The sequence below is a fragment of the Candidatus Chlorohelix allophototropha genome (assembly GCF_030389965.1).
GTDB classification, from domain to species: Bacteria; Chloroflexota; Chloroflexia; order Chloroheliales; family Chloroheliaceae; genus Chlorohelix; species Chlorohelix allophototropha.
The window spans coordinates 2,236,316-2,254,307 of the sequence record NZ_CP128399.1 but is presented as its reverse complement, the minus strand read 5'-3'; the positions used below and the strand labels follow the sequence as shown (position 1 = coordinate 2,254,307).

16 protein-coding genes are annotated in these 17,992 nt (G+C 46.1%); 3 read left to right on the top strand and 13 right to left on the bottom strand.

Going from position 1 to position 17,992, the window contains the following annotated elements; genetic code table 11:
- The first annotated feature begins 11 nt into the window (after positions 1–11).
- The 3 genes from OZ401_RS09920 to OZ401_RS09910 all read left to right on the top strand — a co-directional run bounded on the left by OZ401_RS09920 (position 12) and on the right by OZ401_RS09910 (position 2,442).
- On the top strand, positions 12–560 hold the full coding sequence (locus tag OZ401_RS09920; RefSeq protein ID WP_341468069.1) for a PadR family transcriptional regulator: 549 nt from the start codon (positions 12–14) through the stop codon (positions 558–560).
- A 132-nt stretch (positions 561–692) separates the two neighbouring features.
- Entirely contained in the window at positions 693–1,649 is a 957-nt protein-coding gene (locus OZ401_RS09915) for an ATP-binding cassette domain-containing protein (protein ID WP_341469873.1), read from the top strand.
- A gap of 34 nt (positions 1,650–1,683) precedes the next feature.
- Complete coding sequence (locus tag OZ401_RS09910) at positions 1,684–2,442, top strand: ABC transporter permease (RefSeq protein WP_341468068.1); 759 nt, start codon at positions 1,684–1,686, stop codon at positions 2,440–2,442.
- A 114-nt stretch (positions 2,443–2,556) separates the two neighbouring features.
- Here OZ401_RS09910 and OZ401_RS09905 read toward each other — a convergent pair whose 3' ends face one another.
- From OZ401_RS09905 to OZ401_RS09845, 13 genes are all read right to left on the bottom strand, one after another.
- Positions 2,557–2,961, bottom strand: coding sequence for an acyltransferase (locus OZ401_RS09905; RefSeq protein WP_341468067.1), 405 nt, complete (start codon positions 2,959–2,961; stop codon positions 2,557–2,559).
- Positions 2,962–3,363: 402 nt separating this feature from the next.
- The gene (locus OZ401_RS09900) at positions 3,364–4,044 is read right to left on the bottom strand and encodes an HAD family hydrolase (RefSeq protein WP_341468066.1); all 681 of its coding nucleotides are present in this window, start codon (positions 4,042–4,044) and stop codon (positions 3,364–3,366) included.
- Positions 4,045–4,066: 22 nt separating this feature from the next.
- Positions 4,067–5,611: an FGGY-family carbohydrate kinase gene (locus tag OZ401_RS09895; protein WP_341468065.1), complete on the bottom strand. Its 1,545-nt coding sequence runs from the start codon at positions 5,609–5,611 to the stop codon at positions 4,067–4,069.
- 427 nt (positions 5,612–6,038) lie between these two features.
- Entirely contained in the window at positions 6,039–7,319 is a 1,281-nt protein-coding gene (locus OZ401_RS09890; protein ID WP_341468064.1) for a glycosyltransferase family 39 protein, read from the bottom strand.
- Positions 7,316–8,494: a hypothetical protein gene (locus tag OZ401_RS09885; protein ID WP_341468063.1), complete on the bottom strand. Its 1,179-nt coding sequence runs from the start codon at positions 8,492–8,494 to the stop codon at positions 7,316–7,318. The genes OZ401_RS09890 and OZ401_RS09885 overlap by 4 nt, the downstream gene beginning before the upstream one ends.
- 4 nt (positions 8,495–8,498) lie before the next feature.
- On the bottom strand, positions 8,499–10,859 hold the full coding sequence (locus OZ401_RS09880) for a polysaccharide pyruvyl transferase family protein (protein ID WP_341468062.1): 2,361 nt from the start codon (positions 10,857–10,859) through the stop codon (positions 8,499–8,501).
- Positions 10,860–11,303: 444 nt separating this feature from the next.
- A complete protein-coding gene (locus OZ401_RS09875) occupies positions 11,304–12,242 on the bottom strand; it encodes a 1-phosphofructokinase family hexose kinase (protein WP_341468061.1) in 939 nt (312 codons plus the stop codon).
- Positions 12,239–13,207, bottom strand: a complete 969-nt coding sequence (locus tag OZ401_RS09870) for a carbohydrate kinase family protein (protein ID WP_341468060.1) — start codon at positions 13,205–13,207, stop codon at positions 12,239–12,241. The genes OZ401_RS09875 and OZ401_RS09870 overlap by 4 nt, the downstream gene beginning before the upstream one ends.
- A gap of 25 nt (positions 13,208–13,232) precedes the next feature.
- Positions 13,233–14,465 (bottom strand): ROK family transcriptional regulator, encoded by a 1,233-nt coding sequence (locus OZ401_RS09865; protein ID WP_341468059.1) that lies wholly within the window; start codon positions 14,463–14,465, stop codon positions 13,233–13,235.
- Positions 14,466–14,472: 7 nt separating this feature from the next.
- Entirely contained in the window at positions 14,473–15,078 is a 606-nt protein-coding gene (locus tag OZ401_RS09860; RefSeq protein ID WP_341468058.1) for a P-loop nucleotide/nucleoside kinase family protein, read from the bottom strand.
- Positions 15,050–16,120, bottom strand: coding sequence for an aldose 1-epimerase (locus OZ401_RS09855; protein ID WP_341468057.1), 1,071 nt, complete (start codon positions 16,118–16,120; stop codon positions 15,050–15,052). Before OZ401_RS09855 ends, OZ401_RS09860 begins: the two co-directional genes overlap by 29 nt.
- Before the next feature lie 5 nt (positions 16,121–16,125).
- Positions 16,126–16,878, bottom strand: coding sequence for an ATP-binding cassette domain-containing protein (locus OZ401_RS09850; RefSeq protein WP_341468056.1), 753 nt, complete (start codon positions 16,876–16,878; stop codon positions 16,126–16,128).
- A 16-nt stretch (positions 16,879–16,894) separates the two neighbouring features.
- Positions 16,895–17,986 carry an ABC transporter permease gene (locus OZ401_RS09845; RefSeq protein ID WP_341468055.1) on the bottom strand — a complete coding sequence of 364 codons (1,092 nt, stop codon included), beginning with the start codon at positions 17,984–17,986 and terminating at the stop codon, positions 16,895–16,897.
- Positions 17,987–17,992: the final 6 nt, after the last annotated feature.

Here is a 17,992-nt window from a genome sequence, read left to right as displayed (position 1 = left end):
GGACTATAGCAATGTCATCAATCCGAGTCTTAATTCTTGGTGTTTTGAAACAACGCGATACGATACATGGTTACGAATTGCGACGTGAACTAGAAACATGGAATGCCGAACAATGGGCTAATATCGCATATGGCTCAATCTACTTTTCGCTCAATAAAATGACACAGGAAGGATTGGTAGAGGTTGTTGCGATTGACCAAATCAATAACCGCCCTGCGCGCACCGTATATCGTATAACCGAAAAGGGTATAGAGGAATTTTATCGACTGTTAAGGGAATATTGGAAGGACGTAAAACCGGTAATTGATCCTTTTCAAGTTGCCCTGACTTTTATAAATGCCCTCCCAAAAGATGAAATTCTCGGATATTTTAAGCATCGGATAAATGCATTAAACGGAATTGTCGAGTTGTTATGTGATGAGAATTCCAACAAATTGCTTGATCCCGGTACTCCCCGCCATATTTTAGAAAACCTACGATTGGCTGCCGACCATATGGAAACAGAAATTCGTTGGATTGAAAGAGCAATAGGAAAAGTGGAACGAGACGAATTACCTTGATACTTCTAGGCACTATTTTGTTAGAAATTAAATAACTGGTCTAAAGACCTATTGCAATAAAGTTGCGGCTAATATAACTTGAATATACAAGTTTGTATATATAGATTAATAATGGAGTGTAAAAGAATGTCAATTATAGAAACACATGAGCTTAGGAAAGTTTTCAAATCCCGGCGTGGACCGGTTGAGGCGGTACGAGGCGTCAATTTGAGTGTTGAGCAGGGTGAAATATTCGGTTTTCTTGGTCCAAATGGCGCGGGAAAAACTACCACACTTCGAATATTGGCAACTTTGTTAGACCCTACCTCAGGAAGTGCAAAAGTGGCAGGCTATGACCTACTTAAACAACCCAAGAAAGTACGAGAACGCATTGGATATGTGAGCCAGAGTGGTGGTGTGGAAGTGGCAGCAACTGCGCGTGAGAATCTTATATTGCAAGGACGGCTTTATGGCATGCACAAACATGATGCTCAACAAAGAGCCACCTTATTGATAAAAGACTTAGAACTTGAGGCATTTGCTGATCGTCCCGCCTCGGGATATTCGGGCGGGCAGAAGCGTCGGCTGGATATTGCCTTGGGTATGGTACATACGCCAGCCCTTTTATTTCTAGATGAACCAACTACCGGACTTGACCCACAGAGCCGAGCGCGAATGTGGGATGAAGTGCGTAAGATGCGGGAAGTCGGTACTACTGTGTTCCTAACCACTCACTATCTGGAAGAAGCGGATGCACTTTGTGATCGGTTAGCAATTATCGATGGAGGACGTATTGTAGCGAACGGTACACCAAACGAACTCAAGCGCGAGATTGCCGGGGATGCGGTTGTACTGGGTCTGGATGCACACAACGGAGCACGTAAAAAAGCGCATAGCTTGCTGGAACAGCAACCCTTTGTGCGCGAGGTAATGCCGATTGAGAATGGCTTGCGGTTATATGTGGAAAGTGGCGAACAAGCATTACCCAACATTTTGCGCACACTGGATGGCGCACAATTAGCACTATCTTCGATCTCGCTACACCGTCCCTCGTTAGACGATGTGTTTTTGCATAAAACCGGACGCTCCTTACGAGAAGTGGAAGAATAGTTTAGCCGGATAAACCGATTACAGGAGAGAATAGATGAAACTTATAAGCGATACGTGGTTGCTCTTTAAAAATTACTTGATAAATACACTGCGGCAGCCAGTCTGGATTATCGTAGCCCTTTTTACCCCAATCTGCTACTTACTTTTGTTCGGGCCGTTGCTGGAAAAGATGCTTATCGGCGGTGCGCCCGGCACTAACGCCTTGACTATTTTTACCCCTGGAATGCTGGTGATGCTCGGTATGTTCGGGTCTATGTTTGTGGGTTTTAGTATAATCGCCGATTTGCGCGCAGGAGTGGTTGAACGTCTTCGAGTTACGCCCGTAAACCGCCTCGCCCCTTTGCTGGCACGAGCATTGCGAGATGCCTTGATTTTGCTGGTACAGTGTGTCTTGCTGATAGCAGTAGCTTATCTGATGGGCTTGAAGGCTGATTTTGGGGGCGTGCTATTGAGCCTGATTCTGGTAATCCCGATGGGCATCGCGTTGGCTTCGTTCTCCTACGCACTTGGTTTGCTACTTAAAAGTGAGGATGCAATTGCCCCTCTTCTAAACTTTCTGACTACGCCCTTATTACTACTCTCAGGCATTTTATTGCCGCTGACCTTTGCACCTGATTGGTTACAAGGCGCTGCAAAAATCAGCCCTTTTTACTATGTGGTCAATGCTACCCGTTCACTCTTCGTCGGAGATTATGGTGATAGTTCAGTGTGGATTGGTTACAGCTTAGTTATAATTCTAGCAGGCTTGTGTGTTTATTGGGCTGCCAACGTTTTCCGACGTGCAACCGCCTAATTTTAACTTTACACGGTGTTTCTGGAGCTATCCAACCAGACGTTTCGTTAGCGGAAACGTCTGGTACAAATACTGGTTTTCTTTCAAAGCAGTGATCTACAGCTTCTTTTTCTTTTAAATAGAGACAGGCAAACTATTCGTAAGAACCTTTTTTACTTCAGCCGGTACTCCCGCTACAAAGCTGTCAGGTGGAACATCTTTCGTAACTACAGAACCGGCAGCCACAACGCAACCTCGTCCAATTGTAACACCGGGCAGTATAATCGCTCCTAAGGCAATCCAGCTACCCCGTCCAATAGTAACCGGCTTATAGAGCGGCTTATTGCACCGATGTCCCGAATTACCTATAGTATGAGTTCCGGTATAAATACGAACAAACGGACTCAAAGTAACATAATCTTCTATAACTACCTTATCGTCCAGATTAATGGTTACATTGGTGCTAATCAGAGTACTGGAGCCAATTTTAAGGTTCTTGTAGAAATCAGGATTTCCACTTAGCAACTCAACATTGCCCATAATAAAAGAACCTTTTCCAATATCAAAACCGGCAACTCGATAAATTTTGGCTCTGATTAATCCACTAAAGAATTTTGGTAGGAAAAAACATATAAAGTTAGCCAAGCTATATCTTAAGTGAACACAAGACCTCAATGCCTTTGTGTACATTAGTAACTTTTGAAGCATTTATTACAAACTCCGGTGTATGGAATTATAAAGATATTAATACATAAGCTTTCAACCTTTTAATCATATATGCTTGCCAATTTCATGTCAATCATCATACTGTAATTAGCAGAGCAGGGGATACCGTTGGTGTACTACCCTCAGATTTAGAGGAATACTCAGGCAGCATTATCCGACCTGTACTCACTTGCCGAGTACACTGCTCCCGAACCTCACAGGGATGGCTTTTGGTTACTAACTCAACAGCAATTTCCAGATAAAATCCACGCTTAATGCTTCAAGCGTTTGTATCACAACGGTTGCGCCCGTTCGCTTAAAAAGCTCTACTCTGCTTAAATCGGGGTCATAAGCGATGGTACGCATCCCCGCGCGGTGCGCTCCTTCAATCCCCATAGTTCCGTCTTCAATCACCAGACACTTCTCAGGAGCAATTTCCAATTTTTCGGCGGCTTTCAAAAACACTTCTGGATTGGGCTTACCTCGTTTGGTATCCTCTGCTACCACTGTTCCTGAAAAATAGTTTTGACTGCCCGGGTTGCTGTTAAATACCAATTCTAGGTTTTTAGCGGGTGAGCCTGTGGCTATCCCTTGTTTAAAGCCTGCTTCTTTCAGTTGTTGTAATAAACGCGCTACCCCGGGTAGAAATGGAATCCCGACTTTTTCGGCTTTTTCTCTGAAGGCAGCATCCTTTAAAAGGCTAAGGTTATGCAACTCCTCATAACTGGCTTTGGGAAAGTATGGCTTAAATATTTCGATAGTGGGCATACCACTGGTTCGGATAAAATCTTCTTCGGTAAATTGTAAGCCTTGCGAAGTCATAAAATCTGTCAGCACCTCAAGATGAATTGGCATAGTATCAACCATAGTGCCATCCATATCCCAGATTATTCCGTAACCGTTGAGGTTAGTTGACATAATTCTCCTTATGGTAAACTTGTTAAAAATCCTGCGCGCCTAATCGTGCCAACCGATGAGATATTTCGCTGGTTTGTCGGTACATTTGTAGGAACAGGTCGTAATATTCGTTATAAAGGGCGTGATTTTTAGCATCCGGCTCGATTCTAGCAGGCGTTCCCACCCAAACTTTTGATAGGGTATCGAAATCTTTGACTAAACCAGAGGCATAAGCTGCTAGAAAGGCATCTCCGTAAGATGCACCGATGATTTGCTGTGGCACATCCTGACTCGTTCCGGTCACATCACTGACTATTTGCAGCCATGTTTTGCTTTTTGCGCCACCACCTACCGCTACCAATCGTTTTGGCTTTGCGCCCATCTCTTGCATTACTTGTAGGTTTTGGTTTACGCCGTAGGCGGTGGCTTCCAACACAGCCCGATACATCTCGGTGCGAGTATGTGTTAGGGTTAGTCCTGCGAATAACCCTCTGGCGTGTGGGTCATGAATGGGCGTGCGTTCTCCCTGAAAGTGGGGCAAAACCAGCAAACCGCGTGCGCCCGGAGGAACATGCCCCGCTTCCTCGCTGAGAATGGCGTAGGCGGGCGCGCCGCCTTTTTGCTCGGCTGCCAGTAAATCCGGGGCGAGTTGGTCTCGAAACCATCTGGTCAGCGCGCCGGTAGTGGACATTCCACCCGCTACCGCATAATTTCCTGAATTGGCGTAAGCAGTAAGCCACATGCGTGGGTCTGTCACGGGCTTTTCTGCTACCAGAATAAAGAAAAAGGTAGTGCCGTACATTAACATCATATCGCCGGGTTCTACAACGCCAACACTTAACGCTTCGGCTACAGCGTCTATTGTGCCGGTGGTTACGGGCGTACCACTTTTTAACCCCGTCTCTTTGGAGGCTTGCGTCGTTACCTGCCCGCCAATTTCAGTAGCCCATGCTAAGCGCGGCAATTTCTCTACATCCCAGATTGGCTCTGCGAAACGGTCAGTCCACTTTAGGTTACGAATGTCGAAAAGCGGGTTGAAGTGAGAAGCGGTATGATAATCCAGCACATACTCTCCGGTCAGGCGTTGCACCAGATAACTACTACATGAAGTTATATAGCGCGTTTGACGGTAAATTTCTGGCTCATTATTCTTCAGCCATAATAATTTTGGTCCGATTGCCTGTGAAGTGAGCGCCATCCCGCTCAATTCGTATAATTCTTGCTCACCAAACTGGCGATTGAGTTGCTCGATTTCATTATAGGCACGGGTATCAATTCCATACAGAATTGCAGGACGTAGCGGACGACTTTTTTCATCTAGTGGTAAGAGGTCTGGACCTAGCCCGGATACCGCCACCGCTGCAATTTCTTCAGGCGAACAACCCGCCTCAGAGGGAAGGCTGCGACATAGTTTTATGAAATCCGACCACCAAATTGTCTCGCCATCTTGTTCCGCCCAACCGGGTTTTGGCAGTGACAAGCCATGCTCAACTGCCCTTGTAGCCAGCACTTTACCACTGGCATCGCATAAGACCCCTTTGGAGCTATAAGTACCTATATCTATTCCTAATACCAATTCACCGCTCATGGATACCATACCTTTTCAATTTTGAGATGTCATTTCCATAGCTATCGCGGAAAATATAAACGCCTTTTTTGAGAAGATTCTAGCTGAGTGAAACCAATTCATTTAGCTTGGTGTTAGGTATTCTCTACTCTTTTCTGCCAATAAACACATCTCTTTGCTGCTTATTCTATTATAATATATATACTCCATGTAGACTCTAAACGGGGCTGTTCCATACTTCCTTCTTTCACTTCAGAACTTATAATGGGTAGAAAAATTGGTTCAGAGGCAAGTTTATTGCTAAAAGTATTGGAACTGTGGAACGCACATGGAATAGCCCAATATACTTGATCGAGGTCTAGAAGTATGGGGGTGATAACTATTCTAGTGGAAAAGGGGAAATTTGAGATTGGTTATAAGAGTGGGCAAGCACCCACTCTCGTTTTCCCTAACCTGCAAAATACCAATGAGACATTACTATGGACATATAGCCCATCATTGGTACGAAAATCCCGACAATTACTTTGTCCACCATCGGATTCTTGCCCCATTTCGCCAGTAGCAAGAAACATGGAACCAACATCAGAATATAGCGGGTCATGCTACCAACCGACCCGGTGCTGAGAGGTACGAGGAAAGTAAGCAGCGCATAGATCGAAAAGGTTGGGCGTAGTTTGAAAAGTGTAATAATTACTAAAACCCCAAAGCCCACCGCTGAAAGCAGGTTAAGCAGAGTTCCGGTATCAAATTGCCCTGCCATAAAGTTTTTGCCGATATTCAGGTGAGTTGCGGTATCGCTGAAAATCTTGGTAAAACCTGCTCCTGTAACCTCACGACCCCAAGTAGCTTGAACGTGTATGAAGCCTAGTGGATCGCCAAAGGCATTTGCCAGATAAGCCATGTAGCCAATCAATCCGGCAGGTACAAACGCGGCTGCCACAAAGCTCCGCCATGCTTTTGGAACTATTTTCACTTGAGCAAAAAAGTGTCTTTTTAAAGCTGCACGTTTCCAACGCGGCGGTTTAAAGCGGAATCCGGCTTGATACAACCCCTCCAACGCCACCGAGAGCGCTATTATTACCCCCGTATTGCGTGTGCCGGAAGCCACTGCTCCCGCTATTGCTGCCTTATCCCATTGACCTTCACGCGCATAATAGAAGGTAGCGAGTATGGCTAGCATAAAAACGCTTTCGGTGTACATCGCGGAGAAGAAAACAGCGGTGGGCGCAGCAGCAAAGTAAAAAATAGCACGCCCGGCGGTATCATCATCAAATTCGCGCCGCGCCAATCGGTACATGTAAACTAATGAAAACAGAAAAGCAATATTGGAAACGAGTATTCCTGCAAAAAAGACATCACCTACCAACCCGCTAACGGTCTTTACCAGCAAGGGATAAACCGGGAAGAAGGCTGTATTGCCTTGTGCGCCAGTCTGAATATTGCCCATATTGTAGCCGCGCGTAGCAATATTATGATACCACCAGCTATCATCTCGTACCAAACCGTCCAAAAGTAGGTTGTCGGGGTTTGAGTATAAGTATGCGCCTAGTCTCATCGGGAAAGTAGTTGATGATAACAAAATTATAAAGAAAATCATCAAGCGGGTTACTACAAAAGTGAGTAAAACAACTTTTAGAGTTTTAAGCTCTATACTAAGCCCCAGCACTTTCAGATGTGTACGGCGTGGTTTCTCAACTTTTGTATTAAAGTTGCGAACATCGGTAATCACTGTGTACTCTCCACCTTAACATTATCGAAATTAATTTGAGAAGTTGAAACCAGCAGCCCGGCATAACCACCCAATGTGCCATTTATCGGTATTTTGCTTCCTAGCACTACCCCGTTCACACTCACCTCATAGAGATTGCCGGTGGTTTTAACTGCAAGGGTATGCGCTTTGCCATCTTGGCTGTTTTGTACGGATACGCCACCCTGATATTGGAATATCCCAGTACTATCGTAATAACCCCATTGCAAGTATGTACCTTTACCGGTATAGCTGACCATATATGCCCCGCTTTTTGTGTCCATTTTTGGCGCATTAAAGATCAAGCCTCCTCCCATATCGCCTTGTACATACTTAATATCAGCCTGGAGCTTTATATCTCCTGCCAATGGAGTAGTAAACATACTGACAAGGTCGAATTTTCCTAGCTCACTTTGCACATAACTGCCGCTGTTAAATGCCCACTGCCCGTTGATTACTTTCCATTGTTGCGCGGCTGCCTGTGGGTCGGTGAAATCTACTTGGACTTTAACCGGACCGGTTTTAGCAGGTGTCGCAGCGGTAGTAGCAGAGGCTTGAGTGGTTGCTTTGGCAGCAGTGTTGTTTGCCGCGGAAGTTGTAGTGGCAACCGGTGTTGTGCTTTTAGTCGCAGCGGTAGTAGTAACCTGTGCGGACTGTGTGCTTTGTCCGGCTGCCTGACCGTATGGCTTGCCGTCCAGATATATTGTATATTTGGAGGGGTCTTTAATATCCGCAGCTTTACTGATAAACACGACTTGTCGGTAAACGAACATAGGAAAATCATAGAAATCAACCGAAATAGCGATGTTTTCCTCTTTCGGTACGGCTGTTAACTTACCCCCGAAGGTTTGCATCAGATAGATGCCCCAATCCCGTACACCTTCAAAGGATTGCCTACCTTTTACTGAATTTGGTCCGCGAATCAAATCAAGCGAAATAAAAACTCCCTGACTGGGGAAGTAAGCCCCGCTAGCGCGTTCTGCTTCGCTATCTTGTAAAGAATATAAGATGTCTTTTACCTGTTTCTGCGCAGGATGACTCATTGTAGGCGCGTCAGCATCTGCCATGCGCCACATCACTGTTATTACCATTAACAAACCGAATACCAGCGCCATCCATTTATTCAAGAATATTTTTCGAAATTTTTGTTTGTCCATATCGCTATCCCAGCGCCACTATACTTTTTGAACGGCGTGTCACTAAAAAATTCCAAACCAGTAATATTAACAATAATCCACTCATAACCACTAATTGCACTAGAATTATTTGCGTTAAGTTGCTATGCAAAAGCCATATGCCACTAACTTGGCAAATTCCTGCCAAAACCGCAAAGAAGCTTCCAGCGCCATTGCCCAACGAAAGGCGATAATTGATAACCACATTTGCCATTGCGTAAACAGCGGTTAGAAGGGCATAGAGCCACAGCAACCCTGCATCGTGCAAATACGTTTCCCCAAAAAGCAACAGTATGATTTGATTTGGTATAACAATTGTAGCCAGCACAATAATGCTTGAAATCATGCCCACTATACCTAACCCAATCCAGAGATAATGTCGGTGAGGCTGCCCTTTCTGGTGAGCTTGCGCCACTATAGGGAAAAGGATGGTTACAATTGACCAAGTGGCGAAAAATACAATTCGCCCGATTAAGGCAACTGCGGCATAATGTCCGGCTTCTTCCGAGCTAAAAAAGTGCTTAACCATTAATATGTCACTATTGTTTATAATTACCTGTCCGATTAATGCGGCACAAACAGGTCCAGAATAGCTCAATATTTGGAGTTTTTCTTTGCGGGTTAGTTTCTCACCTTTTGCCAAACCGCTGCGTGCTTTCCTTGATACCACCCATGAAACAGCAAGCGATAAGGTTATAGCCCCAACTGCTCCGTTTACAGCAAAGCCGAGGGCTACCAGTACGATGATTCCGATTAAACGAGTCCACATCTCACTCTGGTAACTCAGAGAGAGTATTCCGAATTGAATACGCCCTTGCAAAACACCCCGGTCAACGCCTAAACCCAAATATATAGGTAAGCCGATACTCAAGAGCACAAAGGGTAGAGGCGAGGCAGTAGAGAAGAAACTAGACCATAGCGGTGCGCCCAAGCCCAGTATTAAGCCTAGCAATATACCTAAGCCCCACGCCCATTTTCCTATCAAGGCACGCACCGCAAAAATTTTAGCGGGTTCGCGTTCAGCCGCATACATTGCAGTAAATTTAGCAGAAACCATTTGTAAGGTAGAACTGATAAAAGCTACTACCAGTAAGAGAGTTACCATCAAGCTGAAATCAGCAAACCCTGCCGGACCTAGCCACCTACCGAGTATCAGATTTGAAATATAGTTTCCGGCATTTACAATGGTGGTGCTTACCAGAAGGATTGAGCCGCTTTTAATAATGTTGTTGCTCTTTGCCGCTTTAGATTCCTTGCGTGCCGCTTCAAAGTTTGAAGCAGCTATTCTTTTTATTTTCGTGACTCGATTTGAAATTTGGTAAGAAATATTCTGGCGCATTTGCCATGCTGTTTCCATTACCTCTTTTAATTTACCTTCTTTTAGCTCCTGAGAAGTAAGTGAAAGTCGACTCAGCCCAAGCTCGGACATAAAATTACCCACTTTCACTTCATAGTTTATTGCTACAAGTGGGACATTTTGTATTGCGCCAAAGATTAAGCCATGAAGCCTTGCGCTCAAAATCAGATTTGCACGGGCAAAGGCAGCCAAAGCTACACGTGGTTCTGATACCGTCCAGATTCGGGCTTCTTGCCCGTATCGCATCATGTTTTTGATTTCTTCTGAAGCCGTTACATCATCAAATTTTTTGGAAAACCCTACTTGAAATGGAATTAATAAAATTCGGGCGGAATAGCGTTCGACCATAAGGTCACAGGCTTCTGCAAAGGCACGCTTTTCTTCTTTTTCAAGTGAGTATCTGGGAATTGCGATTACGAGCGGCGTTTTGGCATCTTCAAATGGAAAGGCATTTTCTGGTTTTAGTTCGCCCGGTTGCATTAAAAATACCGGATCGGCTGTTACCAACACCTTGCTTTTTACGCCTAACTCTTGTAGTAGTTTAGCCGAAGCGGTATCGCGTACACAGATTAGGTCGGTCATATTTGCGGCAAATAAGGATAGTTTTTTGTAGATTTTGCCATGTAATGGTCCCATGCCCACCCCTAGCATAAAGGTTTTTTTACCGAATATGCGGGCGGCTAACAATAGCAAAATTATACGAATCAAGTAGGCGATTTTACGGGGAGTACTGCCTTCGATTTCCTTTAGCAAACTGCCCCCGCCGAAAACTATTGCTTGTGAGCGGGCAAAAGCCGTGGGACGAGCAAAGCGAGGTATTGATAAATAGGTTGGAACGGCTTTTACTCCAAACCGTTTTTCGGTATCGGCAGGGCGGGCAGAATTGAATATGAGATTATAGTCCTTGAGTTGCTCCTTGAATACTTCAAGTAGCGCATCATCTCCGATATTGTTCTGCCCGTAAGCACCCAGTACAAATATTTGCTTCATTTGTTTTACTTCGCTGTTAAAAAGAAAATTTTTATAATTAATATATCAATTAAAAGTTACAGCATTATTGTTACGAATCGCCTTACAACGGTATTTAATTTTATTAATTATTGTCTGCTATTTTGCTTCCCAATAGGTTTTGCTCTATATCAGAGCTTTAAAAAGAATAAACCTGCTCAAATAGCAGCAGGGCAGTTGCAAGAAACGTTATTAGGGCAATAACCTGCTGTTCCCGGCGGAAAGTAGAAGAGAGGGTGGGTTCAAGGGGACACCCCTTGCGACCCCGGCAGGCGTTCCACCTGCACTCCCTTTCTGAACTTGCAACAGCCCTACAAATAGCAAATCAACTTTGATTAATACTTAATTACTGCTTTCTTGAGATTTTGTTCGGAAATCTGGAGGTGTAGGGGAATTTATTTCAGCGTGGAAAATAGGCTAATATTATTAAGCGCCTTCGATGGGGTTTGAGGGTAATAGTTGCTCTACTTGTTGCAATTCAAAGCGACCAGCCCCAATTTGAAGGGTATTAGCCGCTCCTGCCGCTACTCCCCACCGTAGAGCTTCTGGTAAAGACCAACCTTTTGCCAGCCCCATAGCGATTCCGGCAAAAAGCGCATCGCCGCTGCCCACTGCACTAACCACCGGAGTGACAGGGGGAGAAGCCCAGCTAAAACTCTCACCTTGCGCCGTCAATCCCATTGCCCCAAATTTCCCCAAAGTAATCACCACTTGCGCTATACCCTGCCTTTGCAGCTTTCTGGCGGCTTGAATCGCTTCAGATGGATTGTTAACGCGCAAGCCTGTAAGCTCTGCTGCCTCATGCTGATTAATCTTCAGAAGAGCCGGGGCTAGGTTAAAAACTCGTTTTACTTGTGCACCGTATGAGTCGATTAATACCAGCAGGTTTATCCGGTTCGCTTCTTGCAGCAGCGCTACCAAGCCACTTTCCGGCACACCGGGCGGAAAACTACCGGAAATGGTCAGGAATTGTGCTTCGGGAAAATGGGAGATAGTGCGAGAGATTAAATTCGCCCATTCCGTTTCCTCAAGCGGTTTTCCCTTCTCGTAAAGCTCGGTCAAGCGATATTGTGCTGCGGGGTCGATTATTGTCAGGCAAGTTCGTAATTCGGCTTTTACAGGTTGTGGGTCACAAGCGAGGCTATCGGTTTTCGCCAATTCCAGCAAATAATTGCCTAGAAGTCCGCCCAGTGGCGCAACTACCAGCGAATCCACCCCCAGATTTTTTAAGGAGCGGGCAAAATTGAAGCCTTTTCCGCCTGCCAGAATTAGCACTTCGCCCGGACGATGAATCTTTCCGGTTTCAAAACCCTCCACCACCACAGTTTTATCTAGCGCGGGATTCGGCAGCAGATTAAGTATCATATGATTCTTGTTCGAAATAAACGCTCAACTTTTGGGCGTGCGGGCAGCGATGGTATAGCGCCCTGCCGGGAAACTGCCAACGAGCCGACCGCATTGCCCTGCAAACAAGCTTTTCTAATCAAAGCTTCATCCCCAAAAGCAAACCTGCCCCGGTTTAACATATCCAACACTCCGGCGATAAAGCCATCACCCGCGCCTACCGTATCCACCGACTTTGCCTCAAAACCGGCTACCTTTCCATTGGCATTGGCGGTGCGATAATAACAACCGTCCTTATCAAGAGTTACAATTACCAGCCCATAGTTCTCGCGCCATAATTTTGCAGTGCCCTCTGCCGGGTCATCCACTCCGGTTAGGAAAGCCAATTCTTGGCGATTAACTTTTACGATAGTAGCGAAGTCGAGCGGATAAGAAACACCTGCTCTAGCAGTAGCTTCATCTCGCCAACCGGCAAGGCGCAGATTAATGTCGTAAGAAAGAATCAGTTTATTTTCTCTGGCGACTTGCAAGGCGAATCGGGTAGCTTCACCGGAAGGTTCGGTAGCCAGCATGAGTGAGCCAAAATGAAGCACTTTCGCCTGTGCAATATATTCCGGGTTGATATCGGTGGTTGCCAGCATAGTATCGGCGGAGGGTTTGCGGTAGAAGAGATACTGGGCATTGCCGCGCTCGTCCCAGTTTACAAAAGCCAGTCCGGTATTATGATCCTTGTCAAAGGCTAATCCGGCAGTATCCACGCCAAGCACATCAAGCGCATCCTTAAGGTGATAGCCGAAGAAATCAGCGCCTACCTTGCCGATAAAGCCGGTAGCAGTTCCCAGTTTTGCCAGAGCCGCCGCAACAATCGCCGGTGCGCCGCTGGCAGACATGTACATTTCCCCGGTGGCAACAATATTGCCGCCCGGCAGTCTGGGTGTAATATCTATTAAAGCCTCACCCAGAGCGATTACTTCGGGTTTTGCCATATTTTACCTTGCTATGTTAAGTATGTTAGGTCGGATTCAGGCTTGCCAGACGCGGAGCAAAGAATTCGTGTAGTATCAAGGAGGCTGCGCCAACTGCTCCGGCATTTTCACCAGCCGCCGATAATTCCACCCGAATATCACGTCGAGAGCGGGCAATTACCCGTTGGTCTAGCACTTCCTGAATTATGCGTTGATAAAGTGTGCCAAGTTTGCGAAACCCTTTACCTCCCAGCACAACCAGCGAAACGTCCAGAAGATTAACTAAGTTTACCACCCCGTTACCCAAGAGCCAAGCAACACGTTCGATCTCTTGCAAAGCCAGCGGGTCTCCCGAAAGAGCGGCTTCGCCAATCTCCTCAAAATCGACTTTAACGGGATCGGTGTTATAAAGCTCGGTGAGTATGCTCGGTTCGCCGTTTGCAAGCCGGGCATGTATCACGTCAACAATCGCTGGTGGAGCGCAACAAACTTCAATGCAACCCCGATTCCCGCAAAAACAAGGCGCACCATATGGGTTGAGACTCATATGTCCAAACTCTCCCGCATAAGTGGTGCTGCCACGATAAACCTGATTCTCAATAAATAACCCGCCCCCGATACCCGTTCCCATGTAAATGAAAGCGAAGTTGTTAACCCCTTGCGCTCCCCCTGACCAACGTTCTCCGATTGCGGCAGCGGTAGCATCATTATCGACTATCACATGATAACCAGTCTGAACTTCCAGAAGTTGCTTGAGTGGTATATCAATCCAAACCTTAAGGGCAGGTGGATTATGAATAATTCCCTTAAAGTAATTGAGAGGGCCGGGTGCACAGACCCCAACTCCAATAATTTTATCATTATTTAGAGCAGATTCAATTACCAGTTCCTTGATCCATTCCGCCAGTTTGGAAATTACCTCATAGGGGGTGAGGATAGTCGAAATATTGTGGTAAGATTCTGCGACTACTTTGCCATCTAGCGCCATTACTACCAAATTGGTATAGTCCACATCAAGCTGGACTCCAATGGTATAGCGCGCAGTTCGTTCTAAGCGGAGGTTGGTGGCACGTTTGCCGCCGCTGGATGCTCGAATACCATCTTCTCGCACCAATTGCTGATCAAGCAACCGTTTTACTATAACCGAAACCGTTTGTTTGGTCAGTCCGGTTTTGGTGGCAAGTTCGGTTCGGCTAATACCTTCATCAGACCGGATTGCTTCGAGGATTACCCCTTGATTATAATCTTTTACTCTGGGTAGATTAGTTCCGCTGCGCATTTGATTTTCACGCTATCGCAAGCTGAGAAGAAATAAAATCGAACAGAGCTTGATAATTTATCTTGGAAAAGTCTGTTGTATCCACTTCAAGCAAGCTACCGCCAATTTCCAGATTGCCCTGCCGTCCCCTTAGTAGAAGCGGCTCAAGGTAGCTTTCAATTTCGTGATCTACATGTCCGGGATGGCGGATACCCGCTTGCGCGCGTTGCCTGAATCGTTCCAACAATACAACCCCATCTGCAATACATTGTATCTGAATATATTTACAGTCATATTGCTTTTGCAAATCTAGAAATCGGGATGTATCAAATTCCGGTTTGAAATTGCATTCGAGAATATGATTGCATTTAGCAACGAGTTGCGCCCCGGCTATCTGATATAGTATTTCCATACTGGCAAGATTCAGTTTTCGAGACCAAGCAATATCGCTCCAACCCAACTTATCAAACAGAATTTCTTTAATACTATCCTTGTTAAAATAAGGCAAGGTAAAATGCTCAGCAATTTTTAATGCCAGATTAGTTTTACCGCTGGCTGGTGGTCCCGATACAATAATGATAACGGGTTGCCCGGTAGCAGGTCTTTTAGCCTGTGCGCTTCCAAACTTTTCCATCCGGTTCAATCCGTTCTATGCCGGTTGTCGATTCGTAAAATAGAACTTTCAATTCGGTTTCTCGCGAAGAGCGCGGTTGCCAGATTTGCTGCGTGCCGGTTTTGTTTATAACATTTGCCAAACCTTGGCTTGGATAGCTACTGAACGGCTCAACCGCCATTACATAAGCTTCTTTGTACCATGGGAACCCACTCGAAGCATGCATTTCCTGCCAAAACCACGCATAAGGAAACACCTTGCTGTCCCACACCAACCCGACTCCAAAGCCGAGACGGGTATTGGTAAGCCCGTACCAACCCGAATCAAACTCATCAAAATATGCCAACAAGTGCCGGGGCGTTTGTTCTCCCGGAACTAACGACAAATCGGTTGAGCGTCCTTCGCGCTCACCCAAAGACCAGCGATACCGCTCACCGGGCGTTAGGGGATTGGGAAAAGTGTCGTCTCGGTCATCCGCTTTCAGATAAACTGCCCCGATGTCGAGCCGACAGTCAGACCCTAGAAAAGGCGCACCGTAAGCAGGATGATGCCCCCACATAGCTTCTAGGGTTTCGCCGCTTTCGTTGGTAATTTTCTCCCGAATGGTCAAGATTGGACTAGCCGCTTCAAGCAGTAGCGTGCGTTCCAACCGAAAAGGGCTACGGCGCAGACGAGTTGAGAGATAAACTTCTACTCTATCTTTGCTTGCTTCTATTATCTCATAATTCCAAGCCACTAGCGAAGCCTCACCATGAAAGTTTAGCTCCACACCTTTGTAGTCACAGGCTTCACCGCCATTCGGGAAGATAACCTGCCAACCCCCTTCGTACAATTCTAGCCAATTATCCATTGAGCGAAAGTTAGAAAAATAACCCTTCGGGGGTGTTAATCCCCATGGGCTTTTCCACAGTACATCAATACCCTGCGGCTTGTATTCCAGTCGATATATGTCAGCGCCTTTATCAACCAGTATGGTAGTGGATAGGTATTCATTTTCAAGTTGTATTGAGCGCATCGAATCGGCGAGAAGCAGTTCAGTTACCCTACAACCGGACTTGCTCATACATTCTACTCTGCCCCCACCATCAGGCTGACTATTTCGTTGGGGTTAGTGTTGGTAACACTGCGCTCTCCGGCTTTCGTACCACGCCGCATAACCACCATCCGATCGGCTACCGCAAAAACATCCTGCATATTATGACTGATTACGATTACCGGAACACCCCGTTGTCGCAAAGTATGTACCAATTCCAGCACTTTGCGCTGCTCCGGCACACCGAGCGCGGCGGTTGGTTCGTCCATAATCATTAATTTAGCGTTCCAATAAACCGCCCGCGCAATAGATACTGCCTGACGTTGCCCACCGGACATTTGCCGAATAGGACGCTTTAGGTTTGGAATTATGATGTCGAGTTGGTCAAGCACTTGCTTTGACTCCCGCAACATGTAATTGCGATCTACCCGATTAAAGATGCCAAGCGTATGTTTGATAGGCTCACGCCCAAGAAAAATATTGTCAGTAGCATCTAGGTTTTCGCAAAGCGCCAAATCTTGGTAAATCGTTTCAATACCTTGCCTCCGTGCTTCCAGTGGGGTGGAAAAATGCACTTCCTTGCCTTGATATATTATCTGCCCACCATCTGGGCGATACACCCCTGAAATCATTTTAATCAGAGTGGATTTACCCGCGCCATTATCGCCTAATAAACCTACCACTTCACCGGGGAATATTTCTAAGCTGACCTGATCTACTGCGGTCAAGCCCCCAAAGCGCTTGGATACGTTTACTAACTTTAAAATTGGTTGTGCCTCGGCTGTCATAAATAATCCCTCTGTCCTATTTACTGGTCATTAATTTCGCCCGCGCTTGATCAACCAGCACTGCCAGAATAATCACTACGCCGATGGCTACAAACTGCCAGAATGGGTTAATGCCAAGTATGATTAAGCCGTTCTGTATGACGGAAATGATCAACGCTCCAATGAGCGTGCCGATAATTGTACCTTCTCCACCGAATAAGCTCGCCCCTCCGATTACGACTGCGGCAATCGAATCCAACAGTAGCGAGTCACCGGCATTAGCCGCGCCATTGGTAAAGCGGAAGGTGTAAAGCACCCCTGCCAAAGCTGCCAGAAAAGCCGAAACCATATAAACTTTGATGGTATGAGACATAACCGGAATACCAGCACGTAGAGAGGCTTCTTTGTTGCCGCCTACTGCATAGGTATGTTGTCCGAATTTGGTTTGGCTCAATACCCAGTGGCACGCCAACACAAGAATAAGCATAAAAGTCAGCGGGTGCGGCAGAACGCTGACAACTTGGCGGCGTTGCTCATCCAATAAGCCGACATGTAGATTAAAGAAACTGATACCGGCATCGGGGCTTACATAAAACAAGTAACCGTTTCCGACCTGTCCAAGGTTGGGATATTGAACGCTTACAGGCATGCCTTCGGAAATAATAAAGCCCGCACCACGCGCAATACCCATCATACCAAGTGTAACTATAAATGGCGGCACATTCAGACGCGCGATTATTACGCCGTTGATGAAGCCGGGAATGAGTCCGGCAATGCTGCCAGCAACAAGTCCCACCAATACCACCAACCAAAACGGGGAATTATTACCCATCTTATTTATAGCTTCGGCGGCTACCACTGTAGCAAGACCCATAACATAGCCGGTTGAGAGGTCAATTCCACCTGAAATAATAACGAAGGTTTGTCCGAGCGCCATTATCAAGACGATAGCCATATTGGCGCCGATATTTTGAAAGTTCAGCAGGCTGAAAAAGCCTTGACCAAAAACTGAGAAAATGACCACCAGTATTAGCAAAAATATCCATGCCCATAACTGCCCGATCAGTTGGAAAGCATTGCGCGCTTGTGGGGAGGTGGCTTGCGCCGGCTTTATTTGATCTACTTTCATTTCAGC

Excerpts from the sequence above, each read along its gene's own strand:
- OZ401_RS09920 (WP_341468069.1), top strand. The coding sequence starts at position 12 with ATGTCATCAATCCGAGTCTTAATTCTTGGTGTTTTGAAACAACGCGAT.
- OZ401_RS09910 (WP_341468068.1), top strand. The coding sequence starts at position 1,684 with ATGAAACTTATAAGCGATACGTGGTTGCTCTTTAAAAATTACTTGATA.
- OZ401_RS09905 (WP_341468067.1), bottom strand. The coding sequence starts at position 2,961 with ATGGGCAATGTTGAGTTGCTAAGTGGAAATCCTGATTTCTACAAGAAC.
- OZ401_RS09900 (WP_341468066.1), bottom strand. The coding sequence starts at position 4,044 with ATGTCAACTAACCTCAACGGTTACGGAATAATCTGGGATATGGATGGC.
- OZ401_RS09895 (WP_341468065.1), bottom strand. The coding sequence starts at position 5,611 with ATGAGCGGTGAATTGGTATTAGGAATAGATATAGGTACTTATAGCTCC.
- OZ401_RS09885 (WP_341468063.1), bottom strand. The coding sequence starts at position 8,494 with ATGGACAAACAAAAATTTCGAAAAATATTCTTGAATAAATGGATGGCG.
- OZ401_RS09880 (WP_341468062.1), bottom strand. The coding sequence starts at position 10,859 with ATGAAGCAAATATTTGTACTGGGTGCTTACGGGCAGAACAATATCGGA.
- OZ401_RS09875 (WP_341468061.1), bottom strand. The coding sequence starts at position 12,242 with ATGATACTTAATCTGCTGCCGAATCCCGCGCTAGATAAAACTGTGGTG.
- OZ401_RS09870 (WP_341468060.1), bottom strand. The coding sequence starts at position 13,207 with ATGGCAAAACCCGAAGTAATCGCTCTGGGTGAGGCTTTAATAGATATT.
- OZ401_RS09865 (WP_341468059.1), bottom strand. The coding sequence starts at position 14,465 with ATGCGCAGCGGAACTAATCTACCCAGAGTAAAAGATTATAATCAAGGG.
- OZ401_RS09860 (WP_341468058.1), bottom strand. The coding sequence starts at position 15,078 with ATGGAAAAGTTTGGAAGCGCACAGGCTAAAAGACCTGCTACCGGGCAA.
- OZ401_RS09855 (WP_341468057.1), bottom strand. The coding sequence starts at position 16,120 with ATGAGCAAGTCCGGTTGTAGGGTAACTGAACTGCTTCTCGCCGATTCG.
- OZ401_RS09850 (WP_341468056.1), bottom strand. The coding sequence starts at position 16,878 with ATGACAGCCGAGGCACAACCAATTTTAAAGTTAGTAAACGTATCCAAG.
- OZ401_RS09845 (WP_341468055.1), bottom strand. The coding sequence starts at position 17,986 with ATGAAAGTAGATCAAATAAAGCCGGCGCAAGCCACCTCCCCACAAGCG.